This window comes from Gudongella ferriphila (assembly GCF_046224405.1).
In the GTDB taxonomy this organism is placed as follows: domain Bacteria; phylum Bacillota; class Clostridia; order Tissierellales; family Tissierellaceae; genus Gudongella.
Genome location: NZ_JBJXRK010000001.1, coordinates 190,193 through 208,321 on the forward strand (window position 1 = coordinate 190,193; position 18,129 = coordinate 208,321).

The window sequence follows — 18,129 nt, forward strand, 5'->3', positions numbered from 1 at the left end:
CCACCTAGTTTTCCTTCCAGGGTTCACTCGTAATTGCCACTTCATCAGATGCGTAGCTTACAAGGTTTGTGTATTCACAAAGATTGAAGATGTACTCCGTATCACAGCCTGCATCATTTAGTGCAGCTATGACCGCTTCTTTGACTTCTTCGCCATCACTGAAGGCTAAAAGCTTTAGCTGCTCTAAGATCCTTCCAACAACCACCTCTTCACCATAAGTTTCAAATAATTCTTTTAAAGATTTGTTCATGACCTATTCCTCCTTTTGCTATTTTTTATGTTGCTGTACATATAGAACTTAGGTGTTTTGCGTTTACGTAATTTCTTGAGCAAAAAAAATTTCATTAGGGTCTTCAATCTCAAGATAATTACAAATAGCCTGAATCTCACGCCTATAGAAATCACTGCTACCATTGATTTTTCTATATAGCGTGGCTTGATTGATCCCTAGTAAATCAGCAATATTCTGCATTGTTTTGCCCTTCATAACCAATAAAGCTTTGAACTTCTTTTGATTAAACATTTTGTCACCTCACTTATATTTTGCGTTTGCGTAACTTTATTCTAATATATCTCACTCTATCCGTCAATACGTAAACGCAACTTTTATATCAAATTTATAAGTTAATATTGCAAATACGCAAATTTTAATGTATAGTAAAGTTAATGATATTCTCATGAAAGCGGGTGAAGTAGTGGAATTTAAAGATAAGATAAAAAATCGAAGATTAGAATTGGGCTTAACTCTAGAGGAAGTTGCTAAGGCTGCAGGGGTGAGTGCACCTACGATTCTAAGATATGAAAATGGAGATATAAAGAACGTAAGAAAAGACAAGATAAAAGCTTTGGCTGATGCACTTCAACTCACACCGACCTATTTAATGGATTGGAACGAGCATCCAGAAATCAAAAGAAGCTTTGATTATTATATGGAAATGCAGCTCCACCTACTTGGCTATAAAATTATTTATGATGAAGAGGATGCCTATATTGTTTTAAAAGGCAAAGAAGGCGAGTTTGAAATAACTCGAGAAGATCTCGAAAAACTAAGTGGAGAGTTGCAATCGTTCTTGAACTTTAAAATTTTTGACCTAATGCAGAACTCCCGGAAATTTGGCAAATAAAATAAGCATCTACCTGGTCACTCAGGCGGATGCTTATTTTTTATATGATGCAAACATTATTCAATTTGAAATCGGATCACCGTGAATTTGGATTTCACCATTCTCTATTCTAATAACTTTAAAGCATAGTGGTAGGTAAACCGGACGACCATTAACTTGGTTTAAAGGTAAATGATACGAAGATATGAATAACACATCAATCTCTATGGCTAAACTCAGACTATCATAGTAATCTTGAAACTTTTCTAGAGCCCTACTGCCTCTTTTTAGAATACTTTCAATTGATGGAGATACGATTTCTATTTTTTCATTTTCACCAAGATATTGAATAATTTTTTGTAAAACCTCGTCACCTGTGTCACAATAATCTTTCTGCAACTGGTCTATTGTGGTGAACGTTAGAATGATTTTTTTGCAGTCTTCGAGAGCCTCTAACAAGCCCTCCTTGAAAATAATATAAAGTGAAGGGGCATCGATTATTACCTGTTGATCCTTTGGCAATTGAAGCGATTTGCTATTTTTAAAAGTATTATATGCATGCACACCAATTTGATGTGGTTTTCCAGTCGGTTTTATTTTTCTATGGCCTTGAAGAATGTCTAGTCTAGATTCTACTCTATTTACTAATTCTAAAGATCTTTGATCTACACGACCATTAGCTTTATAAATATCTAAATACTGTCTAGCTTTATCCAACTCTAAATAATGCATATATGCAACAGCAGCGTAATATGAAAATATGCTCTCTCCGTATTCATGGTACTTTTCAAAAATTCGGATAGAATTTTCTGCTACTCCTGTGAAATCCAATAATCTAATTTTTATTTCCACTTCCATAAATTTTATTACATCGCTGTTATCAATATCATTTGATGCTTTTTGAAACAACTCATAAGCTTTCTCGAGATTATTCATCTGCATTAAGTACTCATGATATACAAAATAAAAACTCTCTGTTTCTTGCGCCACAACCTCAGGCTGTTTCTCTAACACTTCCTCATATAGCTTTCCGATTTTACTTATTTGTCCAATTCTATAATAGAAACCCACTAGCAATGCATAGTTAGCCGTGGTAGGTTTGAACTTAATGATGTCTATAATATTACTCTCAGCATCCTCAATATTCCCATTAATCTCCAAGTGATAAATTTGTAACAAAGTTTGTTGTTGACTATCAGGCCATTTCTGTAAGTATTTTTCATAGTTTTTATTAAAATTATCTCTATCACTAGCGTGAAAATATATTAACAATAACTGTATAATGACGTTTTCATTTTCGTCAAATGTTTCTTCTGCTATTGGTTTGATATGCGATAATGCCTTATCATACAATTTTTTTGAAGCATAGTATTCTCCTAGAATCAACGCTTTATCCACTTTGTTAAGATTCTCAAGTTCTTTTGAACCAAGATTATCTAGTTGGATGTCAATTATCGCCTTCATACGAGAAATTTCATAATTATCCTTTTGACAATAATCAATCAATTCATCATAAGACTCTATGAATTTCACTGTTTTCTTTAAGTAAAACAAGCTTCTTAAATAGGGAATTGCAATTCTTGACTTTACTCCAATCTTAATGCTTCCTTTGGCACGAACTAGTGCATGTTCAAAGAATTCTACTGCCTTATTTAATATTCCAAAATCGATATTTGAAATACTTATTTTGGTACCATCATCGGCATTTTCTAGTGACTTGAAATAGTAAGCAATTCCTAAGTCCTCCAGATTGAAAATATTATCCTTAACTTCATAAGCCATTTGAAGATACCTGATTGCAAGAGAGTAATCTTTGAACCAAATACCTAATTCTCCAATCAATCGATAGATGAATTGAATTTCTTGTTTTTCAAGATCATCGAATATTAACTTTCCATCACTATCGACTAGCTGACTAATAGCTTTTTTGATTGATATATTTTTAAAAACAGTCTCTGTATATAATTTTAACCCTAATATCATCGGTTCATCTGGGCAATCTTCGTACCATCGCAATGCAACATTATATGCAGACTCAAATTCTTCCTGGTTAAAATAGAAATCTACAATATAAGAGAGTAAGTCAATATTTTCTTTGGAATGTGGCAACTTCATCGATATATTAATTAATGCATCCGCTGCTTTATAATCGCGAAGTAGTGTGTAATTATATAGCATTCCTTTAATAACTAAATTCTTTTCGGGTTCGGATATAGGCTCATAAATACTTCTTTGAAAAATCTTATTGTATTCAGTCGCCGCTTTTTCTAATTCTCCACGGTCTTGCAGCGTCTTGATTGCTTGAACTTCTTTGTACACTTTAGATTCTTTAATAATAGCAGGAATAGCCTCATCCATTAACGGTGATTTTTTCAAGCTCGTTTCATCTTTAATTTTTGAAAAACTTAATCCAGCTTCATTTTGATGTTGATTAGAATTTAAGAAAATTGAGTTGCTTTCATCTTTTACATCTACATGAATTATTTGAGAAAGAACTCGGCGTATCCCCTCAGTATGATTGCCATTAATAACAGGATACATTATAACCCTAATATCATATTTTCTTTCTAACTCGACTCTCTTTTCGTGGGAAATGTTATGAGACAATAGGTAATGTTTTGCTCTTAGCTTCCCCTTTATTACTTCCAGTACCTTTCGAAGATACTCATCATCAAAAGAAACCCCAATAAAAAGAAAAGTATATCTTTCCCTAAAATTTTCAAGAATTGCTTTGAACTCAGCACTGTCATTATATAGGGTATTATAAGAATTTCTAGATAAAACAATTGTAGATGACTTCTTATAATCTCCATGCAAATTATAAACCATTGATTCATAATGCTTGTTATCAATTTCGTTTATGTACTCATCATAAAGATGTCTTATGTCGCTTGGTCCGTTGCCGACATAGTCAGAGAGAAAATTATCGTAATTTGTTGTTAGATATTTGGTACAATTCATTCTCGCTAAATCTTTGTAAATATTGTCCGGTTCATTTTCTTTGTAGCCTGATTTTTGTTTGTGAATTGAATGGCTTATAGCAGACTTAATATCTTCTTCAGGGACACCTCTGGCTATCATCAGATCAACAGCATCTAAGTACTTGTTTTCTTCAATCAAAGTCTTAATCTGATCTCGATCTCTTATGAGTTCATCATAGTCATACATATCGCAAATATCATCAATTAGAGTTCCCCATCCAGGCATTTTGAAAGGAAATGACAATCCCGCACCGATAAATGGAACAAGTCTTTTATTTCTGTATGCTGTTTTTAAGTTCTCGATATTTAAGTTTGTATTATTGGGCACGATATCACTTCCTTTCTGTAATGGCTAAATCAATTTAATAATGTTTTCAGCCCTTTTACTGGTCTCTATCATTATCTACACCATAGATTTGTTTACATAGCTCTTCATAGGCAGAGTAATTTGTTAACTGTTTTAAGTGCTCTCTTACTTTTCTTCTTCTCACCTGAAGTGTTGATTTAGAAGGTTCAGATATAAGTCCTGACATTTCTTCATCTATGCTCTCTAAAAACTCTGTCATAAGCTTTTTTGTCATACGCACCAATTCAATATGTGATTCATTTTCTTCATCATATTGAGGTGTTATTGCATATGGCAATTTGTGAATATGTCTTCTCCCTTGTATCCCCTCTGGCTGGAATTCTGCGATGAGAGAGTCAAGTGCGGCACTATTAAGCAATCCAACAATGTATATAGCTTCGTTTTCATTTTGGGTTTGATACCAATATAATGTTTGATCCACAATAACTTTCTTAGCGTTAAAACTTGATATATTTACATATCCTGAACAAGTGTAGCTTCCACCCGCTCCGGCCAGAACTAAGAACGAATCTTCATTAAATTTTTGAGGGTTTAATTTATTTCTATAATTTAGCTTCTCAAAATAATCAGAAATAGTAATACCTAACTCAGCTGTTAAACTACGAATTGACTCTCTTACAGATCCGTTTCTTAGCGCTAATGAATCCTCTCTAATAGCATGAAGATTGCCATCTGAATCTCTATTGATCGGTAAAAAGGCATCAGCAGGTTGCAGAACATTAAAAGGAATCACATGATGAGATAGGAAACAATTGTACATTAAATCATCATCAATATTAACTACTTCAAGTTTAAAATCTTTATGTTTTTTTGCATCTTTTACTAAATATGACAAATCGTCATTTGTCCTACTTATTTTAGATAATCTCCATTTTCCGTTAGGTTGTTTATTGCCCCTATGAAAAACGACAGTTCTTGGCATGATATCTGCGCCCTGTAAAAAAGGAATTTGCTCCAAAACTTCTGTTACTTCTTCAACACCCGGTTTATTTGACCATGCACTTCTCTTTCCTTGTTTTAAAAGTTTATATTCACCACTTATATCTTTTTCTCTATAGACTAATTTTCCTGGAATGGTTGAAGTCGTACGAATTTCTTTATCATTATCTCCAAATATCACTATTGCTTTATTCTTAAATGTAGTAGGGTCAATTTCCCATATTTCACGTGTATTAATATCAACTGGTTGTGCAGCATTTCTATATTTTTCTTTCCTAAAAGGTTCATGATGGTACCCATTTAGTAAGCTGTCTGGCATAACACATGCAAATCTTGAATCTGGAGAGAGATAATGTCCAACAGACTGTATCAAAAATATTGTTGCGAGTTCTATATGGTGATGAGCACCTCCTCCAGGTTTAATGTTATACTCTATCGCCCTAGAAACAAGACCTGATTTATATGGATTTTCGTGAAGTTTACTCATTGCCATCCATGGAGGGTTCGAAACAATACCATTAAATTGCCCTTCAACTAAGGCTGGTCTATAAGTATTTTCTAGTATAAAAGCCCATACTCCATTTTTTCCCTCACGTTGCATTTTCTCTAATATCGCTGTTAGATTGCGACAGAAATCCTCTAGTTTAGATAGTCTATTATTTTCAATAGTATTCGGTATTTCTGTTAATGCGTTTTTGACTACAGCTTCAATCTGAAATTTCAATTCATTATTTCTTACATTCTTAGATCTTTCCATTGCTAATGAGTAGCACACATTTACTAAGTGATCAAAAAGAATTCCGCTATCCGGAGATATAAGAAACCCAGGCAAAACCACGTCTTCTCCATCAAAATTGAGAATAATTTCTTCAGATTGATCCTGCATATTTTTTGAAACTGGAGTAATCATAAATAAGGAGTCCGCATGAAAAATCGGTATTACTAAATCAGTTGAGGCAACTGTTATGTAATCACGCATCAGTAATACCCAGTTGATTTTTGATAGAATAACAGCTAGAGGGTCAATATCAAATCCAACTATAGACCTCTGAAGTATGTTAATATCATCATTCGAACAGTTTAAAGGATTAATCCCCAATCTCTCAATCGTCTGCCTTACTGTTTCAACCACAAATACACCTGATCCACAGCACATATCTAAAAATTGGGGGTTTTCTGTGCTAGGCATGGATTCTAATAATTTCTCAACCATCTTCTTTGCTAACCATTGTGGGGTATACTCTTGACCCAATAATAAACGTTGTTCACGCTGCGCGAGCTGAGCAACCAGAGGACCAAAGATATCTTCTTTAGGGATATTTCTAAAATCGTAAGCCAACAAGTCTTCTTGTATTTTTTGGGTTACCTCTAATAATAGTTCTGCGTATGGAGTGTCGTTAATCCACCCGAAATAGTCATATTCTATAAGATTCAACAATCCTTTTGACTTGAAATAATTACCATTTAAAATCTGTAGGGATTCGTCAGGGTCACTAATAACATTTTTCCCTTCCAGAATATTCACGCATAAATATTTTGCAAGTGTTATAATGTAGAACTCATTTATGTAGCTTTCCAAGCTAAAATACTTATCATTGGTATTCCCACCAATATATGAAATAAAATTACTCCATAAACTTTCTATCATACTTGAATAAATTTTTTGAGAATTGAATGCTAGTTCAATTACTTCACTTATTCGACCAATGTAATTCCTGCAAAATGTACTCTCTATTCCCATATCTTTTGCCAAGTTAATCGCATCTAAATTTCTAGAACCTTCTCTCGCAATGTAGCGCATTATGAAATTAACAAATTGTTTAGCTTCCAGCTCATTACCAGTTTCCAGTCGTATTTGGTCAATTTCCTCTAGCTCTATCATATCTTGTGCAAAAAGTTGGTCTGGATCTTTCTCTTGTACATTAGAAATCCTATATGCATACCACCTAATAGTATCTGAAAGAACTCCAATTACGTCATCTTTATCAACTCCTTCATTGAGAAGTCCTGCACAATAATCTTTGACTTGTAGATACCCCGTATTAAATACACTCGATATTTCAAGGTTCTTTTCATATTCAATTACAGTTTTTCCGACTAATGAATCTACAAAGCCCCTATTTGAACCGGATGAAGTAGCATATGACATTTTTGTTTCAGAACCTGAGATATGAACTGAAATCCACCAAGGATTATCATTAAACATCTGACGCATCCAAGATGACAAGTTATGTCTTATGACATCTTCCAAAGCATTATTTGAAATCAGTTGTTTTGCATCATGTACAAACTCTTTTACTTTGGTATAATCAATATTTCTATCCATCTCAATCCCCCTTTTTATTTTTTTCGATATATGATTTTCCTTCTCACATATTGTCTTAAAACACTGCCGTTAATATCTGTTTTTTTAAATAACAGATCATCTACATTGCCAATTATATCTAATATTTCTTTCTGCTCTTTGGCTTCAGAAAGTCGACTGCCGTAAACAGTAAGCTTCTCAAGTTCGATTTTATTCAGTAGCGGTATTCTTATTTTCTTAATATGGCTTGCTTCAACTTTTAGTGCACCACCACCCATAACTGTCGCTATAGATTCTAAGTAAGCTTTAACCCAGTACGAATTAAGAATTGCAAAGTAAGCAAGCTTATACTCTTTATGTTTTTCATCTATCCATAAAGTAGAAAAATTTGCATCTATAGCTATTTCTACGTCCTTTACCAAATAAACATTTGGCGAGTCGCTGTTAATTCTAGGTATGAAGAAATCAGGTAAATGCCTCTTGGTAAACCTTGGTAACATGTACCAATATCTTTTTATTCTTCTATTGTTTTTTTCTTCAAAACGTACATTTGGCTTTACTGCTGATAGCTGTGGAATAAATTTATTGGGGTTATTTTCATTTGCAGGATATAAAGATGCTGCCTCTATAAAATCGCCTATCTCATTATTTAACACTGAATAGTTACAAGTATACTTACGATCTGTATCAATCATATCACTTTTTGTTATAGCATCTTGAATATATAAAACACGTCCTTTAACATCATCTCCTGTTATATACAAACAATCAGTGAGTTCAGATTGCTTTCTTATTACTTTGTACAAAAATTTTGAAGGTATCCTAATCATCTTAGCTCCAAAATAATTGTCAGATTGAATTATCTCATAATCATTATCAGTTTCAATGCTTGTGAAATAAAAAAACTTATTGGCACCTGTTCTCAACCCTTGCCCTACCGATATTCCCAAATTTTCTAGATCTACAGTTTTGATTTTTTCGTGGGTTTTTAATAATTTGGTTAACTCGTATGGTATAGGTGTGAATTCATAGTCGTTCTCTCGCCCTTCTATTCTATCCAACCAATCCGTTTTACAATTAGCAAGAAAACTTGATACCATGTGGTCAATACTTCTTATCTCACATTTTAAGTTGTGAATTTCACTCGTCTTTCCAGATTTAAGAACTGATTTCAGGCACTTATTATCTATTGTAGACAAGTCAAAACCCAATTTTTGATTTTTACTGCCGTGAACTTCAATATGATGATACTCATATTTTTCAGTAGAGTAAATTGAGTTATTTCTAGGTATTCTTCTTGCAACAATCAAATTCGTTTTAACCTGTGCGTCTGAAAACCATACTCGATTAACATCCTCAACAATATATTCTATTTCAAACCACTTAAGTAATATATATTGTACAATGGCAGCATACTCCCTATTTAACCAAGTATCAGGAACTACTATTGCTAATTTACCACCTACTTTAAGCAACGCTGTGCATAGAATCCATGCAGGTACAGCCAGATCTGATAAGCCTGAGTATGCATTAATCATAATCTTATAATCTTTCTTATCTATTAAATCCATAAATTTAAGGCTATCTAATGTCTCTAACAGGTTCTTTCTTATTTCTTTTGCATTGGGTAAATTCATATTATCTTCTTCAGTTCTCAACATCGACTGATATCTCACATAAGGAGGGTTAGTTATAACTAAATCACAGCCATCCTCACAGATACTATCAAATTTACTATATGAGTTTTTATTAAAAGCGTTATCAATCACAAAATTCTGCAAGCCTAGTCTTTCCTTACAAAAGCCCCCTGCTTTAGGATCAATTTCAATACCATATAATTTATTTGGATCGTGGCCGTTTTTCAATAAAGGTTCTAGCATATTACCAATTCCAGCCATTGGGTCAATAACTTTGTCGGTTTCTTTTATATCGGTCAATATAAGTAAAAAATCTACGATGTTTGGATCAGTAAAGTACTGTCCCAATTTTTTCTTTGTGATTTCATCATTTAGATATGTGCTCGGATCAATCATGCTTCAAACACCAATCCTTTTATTAAAATAGTTATATGCTTCTTTAGCACTTAACTCTATAGTTATTCCTTCCTCTAAACACTTCGTAATGTATTCAGAGTATAAAAGTCTTACATTTACTTTTTCTCTATTCTTGGCTTGTTCCGTTATCGTTTCTAATATCTTTTTAGATGAACCGGAATTAGAATTTCCCTTGCCTTTTTCTATTAATAAAACTGGATCTCCTTGCACTGAGTCTTTTGATACCGTTTGTTTGAATGTCACTTGTGTTTTGTTCAAAATACTCGTGCTTTTAATATTGAAATTTGAAGTGTAAATAACCTTCTTCATTGCCTCCCACACTTCCGCTTTTGAAGAGTGGAATACAACTGTAGCCTTAGCATGATCTTTTAGTACCCTATTAGCTTCTAAAAATATTTTGGTCATCATTGATTGGTATATATCTATATCCTTGTTTTGTGAGCCACTAATAATCACTTCATCATCTTTATTGGTGGTTTGACCTAGCCAGAGTTCATTAATTTGATTCACTTCAGCATAAGGAATAAAATCTCCAAACGGAGGATCTGTAAATAAATAATCTATAGACTTATCCTCTAAGCTCAGAACTTCACTGCTTTGGTTTAGTACATTTACTTTTCCACTACAAGTATTAATATACTTGAATGCATCAATAAAATTCTTTAATTTTCTTTCCGCCCCAATAATTATATTTTTTTCTACTGGCAGGCTACTAATATATAAAACTCCACTTTGAGCACTGGTTAACACAAAATCTTTATTATTCTTTTTCACCACCACTCGTGTCATCAGAGTACTATGTGCCGCATTATAACTTAATAATACAAGTCTTAGTGCATCTCTGATTTTTTCAGAATAGTTATCTGTCATATCCCATAATTTCATCATTACATAATAATTTCTTTGCGTATAAAAATGATGCAAATGGGTTATTCCTGTATGGTAGCCCGAACGAAACAATTCTCCCCATTCGATATTTTTAGGCTCATAATTGTTATTAACAAATTCTTTCTTTATTACATCGATCAAGTCAATATCTTCTTTAGTAACAGTTCTCTTCCATTTGTTCTTATTGGTTTGACCATAGATTAAAACAGGCACTCTCGTTTTTTGCTGAAATTCTTGGTTTAGGATAGGATCCTTTATTGTCTCTAATTTATTAATAAATTCTTCCTTACTACCATCAAATGAGCAGCTTGGGCATATACCTGTATCTTTTATATTAATCGGATCATGCTCAACAAATAAGTCATGATATGTTATCTCCTGATTACAATTTGGACAAACTAACATATCTGACCAAACTGTATGTCTAATTTGTGACTCTTTCCCATACTCGTCACGGCAACTATATAACCAGTCAAGCTCTTTATGAGCTCTATTAAAGTAATCTTTTGCAGCCTTACGAAATTCTATTTCGCTAGGAGGATTACATAATACATTTGATGCAAAACTTCCATATCTTCCGACTTCATAAATTTCTGCATTTCTCGGACCCCAAGTTGGCTTAATCTCAAAATCTTCTGCAATGCTAAGCATTTTTTCTGTTGGATGCTCACACATTAAGGCAGCCAGCCCTGTAGATCCACTACCACCAAATACATCTAAAACCGTATCTCCAGGTTTGGTATGCATGGCAATGTAAATAGCCACCGCTTCTGGTGAAATTTTTGTGGGATACGAAAATGTATTATAAAACAACCCCGATCTTGATGACGGCAATGGTTTGCTATATAGTTTCTCAAATTTATCTGTATTCATTATAATCACATCTTCCTAATTCAATTATTTGGATTCTAATATTTTTGATACTATTTCATTTGGAAGTTCTTTATCCCTACATAAATCAAGCAAAAGCCTTTTAGCCATTTTACTAGGCGCAGATTTCCCATTTTCCCATCTATTGACTGTAGCAAAACTAACCTCTAATTCTCTTGCTAAATCTTCCTGGCTTAAGTTTAAGTGCCCTCTAATTAATTTGATAATTTCAGGATAATCCATGTCAAAACCTCCATTAATCTAATTGCATATATTATAACATCTGCAAGTGACTATCTCAAACAATTTCTTTTGCTAAACGGTTGAACCCTTAAAGCAAAACTACATTCCCATGGGTGAGCTCAGTTCAGCATCTAAACCATATTCCCTTAAAACACACCCGGAATCTATTATTTAACCCGCCTTCAAAAAATAAACAAACCCCTCAAAACACCGTAAATACGGCACTCTCAGGGGTTAATACATCTATTTTCTTGTCAGCAGACAGACGCACTCAACATGTGCGGAATGGGGGAACATGTCCACTGGCTGGACCTCTTCCACTCTGTAGCCCGCCTCAACAAGGAGCTTTAGGTCTCTTGCCAATGTTGAGGGATTGCAGGATACATATACCACCCTTTCTGGATCAAGCTTAATGATGGCCTCCATAAGCTCCTTGTCACAGCCCTTCCTTGGAGGATCAAGAATTACCTTGTTTGCCCTCTCCCCTTTTTCTATCATTTGTGGAAAGAGGTTCTCTGCCTTCCCATAGTGGAACTCAGCATTGCTGACATTGTTGAGCCTTGCATTTTCCTTTGCATTCATGACTGCTGCCTTCACCGACTCAATCCCTATGACCTTTTTCACATCTCCTGCAACAAAGAGGGATATTGTACCGATTCCACTATACAGGTCGAATACGAGATCATCCTTGTCTCCCTCCAGAAATTCCTGGGCCTTCCCATAAAGTGCTTTAACCTGCTGCCTGTTGATCTGAAAAAAGGAATCCGGAGAAATTTCAAACTGCAGGTCTCCAATGTAGTCAGTCAGCTTCTCCTTGCCAAATAGGTGGATATATTCCCTCCCATAGGTGAACCGGCTGTCTGTGGGATTTATGTTCTGGTATACACTTACAACTCCAGGGCAATCCTTTACAAGCATATGCACAAGCTGAAATTTGTTTGGAATCTGGGAGAAGGTTGTTACCAAAATTACCATGGACTCGTTGTTTTCATTTGTCCTTATACCTATGTGCCTTATTATCCCTTCACCTCTATCCCTGTCATATACTGATATTTCATACTTATCGATCCATGCTCTGACAATCCGTAGAATCTGGTCTGCCACCTCAGGCTGAAGGTGGTCCTCCTCCATGGGGACTATGTCCGATGATTTCCTGCGGTAGTAGCCTGTGACAACTTTCTCTTCCACCTTACCTGCAGGAACCTGGGAATGGTTTCTGTATCTGAAGGGATGACCCATACCAATAACCGGTTTCACCTGGGCATCTATTCCACCAATTCTCTTAAGGTCCTGGATAACCTTGCTTCTTTTCCACTCCAGCTGCTTTTTGTATGAGTACCCAATAAGAGGGACCCCTCCTCCCAGAGTATCAGTGTCAAATTTGTACTCCACCCTATCCTCTGAGGGTGTAATCAATGCTTCCACTTCTCCAATTGCAAAGCTTTTCTTCACAGCTGTAATTTTTACCTCAACCTTATCACCAATCAAGGCATCCTCAACGAAAATGGGAAAACCCTCAATCTTCATGACTCCGTTTCCCTCATGTGTAAAATCTATTATTTCACCTACTATTAAATCCCCAATTTTCATGTTCATCATATCCTCCAAATCTTTGGCGTACCTTAATTCTACATTATAATCCATTAGGTGTCCACATGGCAAAAGCCCGGATGACCGGGCTTTTTGGACTGCATTTTCTTGAGTGGATCCTTGACTCCTTTTCTATGTCAGGTTCTTTATCCATTTTCCTGATTTTATTATGGGTATTCCCAAAAACGCCTTTATTACCTCTTCCATTGTCACCAGCAGGAAGACATACTCCACTGGTAGCTTCAATAGGACCGCACCCATAAAGGCAAGTGGCACCCCTATCAACCACACTGTGCTCAGGTCAATCTTCATGGCAACCTTTGTCTCTCCACCAGCCCTGAGGACCCCCACTATGGCAATTGTATTGTAGACCCTGATTACAAAGGTTAGGCCCATAAATACAAGAAGTCTTCTTGATACAGCATAAAGTCCTGGATCTATACCTCTGAACAAGGATAGTGGTATATCCGGTCCAAGTGCCATTACTATGCCCAGAACCAAGCCTGAAATGGTTGATATGACTATAAAGCTTATGGCATATTCATATGCCTTCTCTTCCTCGCCTGCCCCTACCTTGGAGCCAACCATTACACCACAGGCATTTGCCAGTCCCCTGACGATTACAAAGAACACGTTCTGGATTGTATTCGTTAGCTGCACCGCAGCCGTTGCCTCTTCACCTATCCTTGCATATGCTGCAGTGTACATTACCTGTCCCAGGGCCCAGAAGCCCTCAGTGAGGATTACGGGATAGATGGTGTCGATGTATCTCTTCACAAAGTCCTTCTTCCAGCTCATAAGCTCCGAGAAGCTTGCGGCCAGTATGCTCTTGGTTCCATAAATTGCATAGACTATCAATAGGATTTCAACTATTCTAGCGATTAGCGTTCCAAGAGCTGCTCCCCTTATTCCCATTGCCGGCATTCCCAGCTTACCGAAAATAAGGATATAATTCAAAGCTGTATTTACAGTAAATGATATTATTGACACCTTAAGGGGCACCCTGGGTCTACCTGTTGTTCTTAGGGCGATTGAGAAGGCAAAGGATATGGCTGTGATTATATATGACAGTCCAACTATCCTCAAGTATGAGGCCCCAAGCTGGATTACCTCCTGCTCATCTATAAACAGACCCATTACAAATTCAGGCAGCACAAGGGCTATAAAGGTGAATATGGTTCCAGCGATTGTACTGATTGTTATGGCAAGACCCATTACCTTCTTTATGCTCAGAACATCATCCCTGCCCCAGAACTGGGCGATAAATATTGAGGATCCTGAGTTTATTCCAAAGGTTAGAAGTATATACAAAAAGAAAATCTGATTTGCCAGTCCCACGGCTGCAATGCTTGATTGCCCGAGGCTGCTTATCATCAGAGTATCTATCATGTTTAAGGATGAGGATATTAAGTTTTGAAGAGATACAGGGATTGCTATTGCCAGCATTCCCTTCATAAATTCCTTGTCTTTCAAGAATCTCATGGTGATGGTGTTCCTTTCACAAAAAAATTAAATCCCAATATGCATTCTTAATATGATAGCATATTGGGACCGCTTTGTGAAGATGATTGTTATTGATTAAACCTCAAGCACTTTCTCCTGGATGTATTCATTGAATTCCTTACCGTCGATTGTGACCCTTGTCTCCCCATATGGATTGATTGAGATCTTGAAGAAGTTCATAATAAGCTTGTCCCCTTCAATCTTGTATACCTCTGTTGTTCCAGGTATGAACACAACCTTGATGTCCCTATCTAGCTTGTCCTTCAAATGGTCTAGGTTCAGGGTCTTGACAAGCTGGACCATTTCCCTCATGTTGTCCATATCCTCAAGCATCCACATGTTAAGGTTCCAGAATCTGCTTTCCTTCTTTGTGGGATTGTTCATCAGCTCCCTATTTGAGATTGCCGAGAGGACCTTTCTGAAGGAATCCTTTGTGAACTCCTGGTCGTAAATGGGCTTCAGGTCTTCGTGGTCGGCAAGCTCAATAAGATACTTGTCGCTTACCTTGTCCCTGTCTGCAACTGACTCCCAGAAAAATATCATCATTTCCACGGTATTGAAGTTAACTGTTATACTAGCCATTTCATCCTCCTATTTCTTGAGATTTATTCCCTTTGATGTTATCTGGATGATGCCTTCCTTGTACAGCTTGCCAACTGCCCTCTTGAATCCGGATTTGCTCATTTTAAGAGTCTTCTTTATTTCATGTGGCGGACTGCTGTCATTAAGGGGGAGGAATCCTCCACTGGCCTTCATTGCCTTGAGTATAACCTCTGCATCCTCATCCATCTGAAGGTGTCCTCTTTCCCTGAGGCTCAGGTCAAGCTTGCCGTCCTCATGGACCATGTTAATCCTTACCTCGATCTCATCACCCATCTCATAGATGCCATAAAGGTTCTTCTTCTGGATAAGGCCGTCGTATTTGTTGTCAATTGCAACAAAGGCTCCGATATCCCTGTTTATGCTGTAGATAGTTCCCTCAGCCTTGTCATTCTCCTTGTAGGGTGAATCCGTGCTAAGGTAATCCTTGATCTTCATGGTAGCTGCTATTCTATCGCTTTTGTCTATATAGAGCGCCACAAGATAGCTTTTGAACTTCTCCACTGCTCCAACGGTTTCGCTGAAGGGCAGGAAAAGGTCCTTCTCCAGTCCCCAGTCCATAAAATATCCAATCTTTGAGGAGCTGATCACCATAAGCTTCTTGATTTCCCCAACCTCTGCAAGGGATTGGTTTGTTGTGGCAATAATCCTGTCCTTGCTGTCCCTGTAAATCATCACATTCACTTCATCCCCAACCTGGGCACCCTCCGGAACCTGGGAATTTGGAAGAAGAACATCGTCTCCCTTGTCCTCATCATCGTTTAGATAAGCACCTACTGAAGCAAATCTCTTAATCTTTAAATCCTGTCTTTTACCTAATTTAATCATAGTACACCTACTTTTCTTTATTACCTCTATCATATCACATGATTGAACAATATTAAATATCCTTTAAAAGAAAAACAGTGGTTTAACCCACTGTTTTCATGCTTTCCACCTGGTCTTCAAGCTTTTCAAGCTCGAGAAGTGCTTCATCTGGAAGCTTGTCCCTTCCACTCTTGAAGTTTGTCATATGCTTTATGAACTCTTTTCTGTACGCAATTGAGTTCTGCCACATTGAGATGTAGCTGTCATCAAAGTCTGGAACAAAGCCCTCCACATCAACTGTCTGAAGGTCCTCAAAGCTTCCAAGCTGCTTGAATTGGATGGTTCCTGTTGCAATTCCTTCCAGCAGATTCAAGGTTACCTCCTTGGGGATTTTCTTATCCAGGAAATGTCCTGTGTTGAATATATAGCAGTCCACATCCCTTTCTTCAAAGAGCTTCTTGAACTTATCATAATCGTTGCTTAAAGGATAGGTCCTGAATGGGTTGGCGTATGGCTCAATTACAAGGGCGTTCATATCAACATTCTTTGCAAGCCTTTCAGCAGTCGATCTCTTCGTTGCAAGGGTAGCCCCCATTACAGATGCCAGAACAGGGTTGTTTATCTTTATTACCGGTGGCAGGGTTGCATCCTTCATGAGCCATGCTATTGCATCCACCGGTTCATCTATCTTGTTGACCCTGTTTTCAGCCCATAGCTTGGATTTTACAGCCCTTCCGTTTCCATTTCTAATATCCTCCGTAACTATCACCTTGTTTCCATCCTGGTCCAGAGTAACTCCACAGTTCTGTACTGTAAGCAGGTACTTGTTGGCAGGGTGTGCAGGTGGATAATCCTGGGTCTTGTCGAAGTATGACGGCTCAAGGGCTACAGAATAGCCTTCCTCAGTTGAAATTATGTATGCGTCGTCATGGAGTATTGTTATATCATATTTTCCGTCATGCTTCTCATGGGTCAGTGTGGATTTACCCGATCCTGAAAGTCCAAAAACTCCCATGGTAAACTTGCTTCCATCCCTGAAGTTGTATCTTTTCATACCACCGTGGCAGGATGCAAAGCCGTTTCGGTTTGCCATACCCCACGCCAGTGTCAAGGTTCCCTTCTTGTGCTCACCAAAGTACCTCATTCCCAATAGTAGGGCGGTATTGTGCTCAGGATCGAACAGGGCCAGCCCGTCTGGATGTGTCGGGGGCTTGTAGTCGGGATCTGAGAATACGTATATGTCTCCCTCCGGATACTTCTTTGATTCCTTGTACATCCTCATGTATTCCTGGGTCAGGTATTGGAAGTTCAGCAGCCATGAATACATTATATTCTCGTGGTTTAGAGGTATCAAAAGATGGGCCCTTACCATGAAATCAGGATGCAGACCTATCAAGGCCTGGGCATGGTACAGTTTCTTGTATCTTGACTGATATACCGCTTCCCTGGCAATGGTGGTGTACTCAGTCTGATTTACATTGGCTTCTCCCATTATGACTCTGGCTCCGGCAAATCTTCCTGTTACAGCTCCATCATTGAAAAGCAGGACCTTTGAATCCGTCGATAGTCCAAGCTCTTCCGGTCTGTAAACAGACATATCCGTCACGATTGTTCCTGGAGAATCCTTTGCAAGCTTGTAGGCCTCACTGATTGAATTGACCTTGGTTACATTGTTACCGTAAAAATTGGTTTCAATGGTTGTTCTAAGCGAATCGATAAGTGGATTACCCTTTGTTATTTCCTCCACCTTGTAATTGGATGTAGTTGACATGTCTTCCCTCCGTAATATTCTCTATAAAACCCTCTGGTTTCCTATAATATGTAAATATCATTACACTCTTGTTATAACATATTACCCCTTCCTTCTCAAGGAAAATCC

The 18,129-nt window shown here is 36.9% G+C and carries 13 protein-coding genes; 1 reads left to right on the forward strand and 12 read right to left on the reverse strand.

The features are described 5' to 3' along the window. Positions 1-4: 4 nt before the first annotated feature. Both ACKVDP_RS01020 and ACKVDP_RS01025 read right to left on the reverse strand, forming a co-directional pair. On the reverse strand, positions 5-250 hold the full coding sequence (locus ACKVDP_RS01020) for a hypothetical protein (RefSeq protein ID WP_409226924.1): 246 nt from the start codon (positions 248-250) through the stop codon (positions 5-7). A gap of 63 nt (positions 251-313) precedes the next feature. After that, a complete protein-coding gene (locus ACKVDP_RS01025) occupies positions 314-523 on the reverse strand; it encodes a helix-turn-helix domain-containing protein (RefSeq protein ID WP_409226925.1) in 210 nt (69 codons plus the stop codon). Between the two features lie 172 nt (positions 524-695). Here ACKVDP_RS01025 and ACKVDP_RS01030 point away from each other — a divergent pair, with 172 nt between their 5' ends. Continuing rightward, complete coding sequence (locus tag ACKVDP_RS01030) at positions 696-1,124, forward strand: helix-turn-helix domain-containing protein (RefSeq protein ID WP_409226926.1); 429 nt, start codon at positions 696-698, stop codon at positions 1,122-1,124. Positions 1,125-1,184: 60 nt separating this feature from the next. On the opposite strand, the gene ACKVDP_RS01035 is transcribed toward ACKVDP_RS01030, so the two are convergent. From ACKVDP_RS01035 to ACKVDP_RS01080, 10 genes are all read right to left on the reverse strand, one after another. After that, positions 1,185-4,412, reverse strand: a complete 3,228-nt coding sequence (locus tag ACKVDP_RS01035; RefSeq protein WP_409226927.1) for an SIR2 family protein — start codon at positions 4,410-4,412, stop codon at positions 1,185-1,187. Between the two features lie 55 nt (positions 4,413-4,467). Next, the gene (locus ACKVDP_RS01040) at positions 4,468-7,716 is read right to left on the reverse strand and encodes an N-6 DNA methylase (RefSeq protein ID WP_409226928.1); all 3,249 of its coding nucleotides are present in this window, start codon (positions 7,714-7,716) and stop codon (positions 4,468-4,470) included. A gap of 14 nt (positions 7,717-7,730) precedes the next feature. Next, entirely contained in the window at positions 7,731-9,728 is a 1,998-nt protein-coding gene (locus tag ACKVDP_RS01045; RefSeq protein WP_409226929.1) for an N-6 DNA methylase, read from the reverse strand. A gap of 3 nt (positions 9,729-9,731) precedes the next feature. Then, positions 9,732-11,510: a DNA methyltransferase gene (locus ACKVDP_RS01050; RefSeq protein WP_409226930.1), complete on the reverse strand. Its 1,779-nt coding sequence runs from the start codon at positions 11,508-11,510 to the stop codon at positions 9,732-9,734. Positions 11,511-11,534: 24 nt separating this feature from the next. Further along, on the reverse strand, positions 11,535-11,750 hold the full coding sequence (locus tag ACKVDP_RS01055; protein WP_409226931.1) for a helix-turn-helix domain-containing protein: 216 nt from the start codon (positions 11,748-11,750) through the stop codon (positions 11,535-11,537). 243 nt (positions 11,751-11,993) lie between these two features. Beyond that, on the reverse strand, positions 11,994-13,346 hold the full coding sequence (rlmD, locus tag ACKVDP_RS01060; RefSeq protein WP_409226932.1) for a 23S rRNA (uracil(1939)-C(5))-methyltransferase RlmD: 1,353 nt from the start codon (positions 13,344-13,346) through the stop codon (positions 11,994-11,996). Positions 13,347-13,472: 126 nt separating this feature from the next. After that, the gene (locus ACKVDP_RS01065; RefSeq protein WP_409226933.1) at positions 13,473-14,822 is read right to left on the reverse strand and encodes an MATE family efflux transporter; all 1,350 of its coding nucleotides are present in this window, start codon (positions 14,820-14,822) and stop codon (positions 13,473-13,475) included. A gap of 96 nt (positions 14,823-14,918) precedes the next feature. Further along, on the reverse strand, positions 14,919-15,425 hold the full coding sequence (locus tag ACKVDP_RS01070; protein ID WP_409226934.1) for a TDE2712 family protein: 507 nt from the start codon (positions 15,423-15,425) through the stop codon (positions 14,919-14,921). 9 nt (positions 15,426-15,434) lie between these two features. Beyond that, positions 15,435-16,271, reverse strand: a complete 837-nt coding sequence (locus ACKVDP_RS01075) for a CvfB family protein (protein ID WP_409226935.1) — start codon at positions 16,269-16,271, stop codon at positions 15,435-15,437. An 82-nt stretch (positions 16,272-16,353) separates the two neighbouring features. Then, positions 16,354-18,021, reverse strand: coding sequence for a phosphoenolpyruvate carboxykinase (ATP) (locus tag ACKVDP_RS01080; RefSeq protein WP_409226936.1), 1,668 nt, complete (start codon positions 18,019-18,021; stop codon positions 16,354-16,356). Positions 18,022-18,129: the final 108 nt, after the last annotated feature.

Bases quoted from the DNA above. Each gene is read 5' to 3' on its own strand.
- ACKVDP_RS01050 (WP_409226930.1), bottom strand. From the start codon at position 11,510: ATGAATACAGATAAATTTGAGAAACTATATAGCAAACCATTGCCGTCA.
- ACKVDP_RS01065 (WP_409226933.1), bottom strand. From the start codon at position 14,822: ATGAGATTCTTGAAAGACAAGGAATTTATGAAGGGAATGCTGGCAATA.
- ACKVDP_RS01045 (WP_409226929.1), bottom strand. From the start codon at position 9,728: ATGATTGATCCGAGCACATATCTAAATGATGAAATCACAAAGAAAAAA.
- ACKVDP_RS01075 (WP_409226935.1), bottom strand. From the start codon at position 16,271: ATGATTAAATTAGGTAAAAGACAGGATTTAAAGATTAAGAGATTTGCT.
- ACKVDP_RS01055 (WP_409226931.1), bottom strand. From the start codon at position 11,750: ATGGATTATCCTGAAATTATCAAATTAATTAGAGGGCACTTAAACTTA.
- ACKVDP_RS01070 (WP_409226934.1), bottom strand. From the start codon at position 15,425: ATGGCTAGTATAACAGTTAACTTCAATACCGTGGAAATGATGATATTT.
- rlmD (WP_409226932.1), bottom strand. From the start codon at position 13,346: ATGAACATGAAAATTGGGGATTTAATAGTAGGTGAAATAATAGATTTT.
- ACKVDP_RS01040 (WP_409226928.1), bottom strand. From the start codon at position 7,716: ATGGATAGAAATATTGATTATACCAAAGTAAAAGAGTTTGTACATGAT.
- ACKVDP_RS01080 (WP_409226936.1), bottom strand. From the start codon at position 18,021: ATGTCAACTACATCCAATTACAAGGTGGAGGAAATAACAAAGGGTAAT.
- ACKVDP_RS01025 (WP_409226925.1), bottom strand. From the start codon at position 523: ATGTTTAATCAAAAGAAGTTCAAAGCTTTATTGGTTATGAAGGGCAAA.
- ACKVDP_RS01020 (WP_409226924.1), bottom strand. From the start codon at position 250: ATGAACAAATCTTTAAAAGAATTATTTGAAACTTATGGTGAAGAGGTG.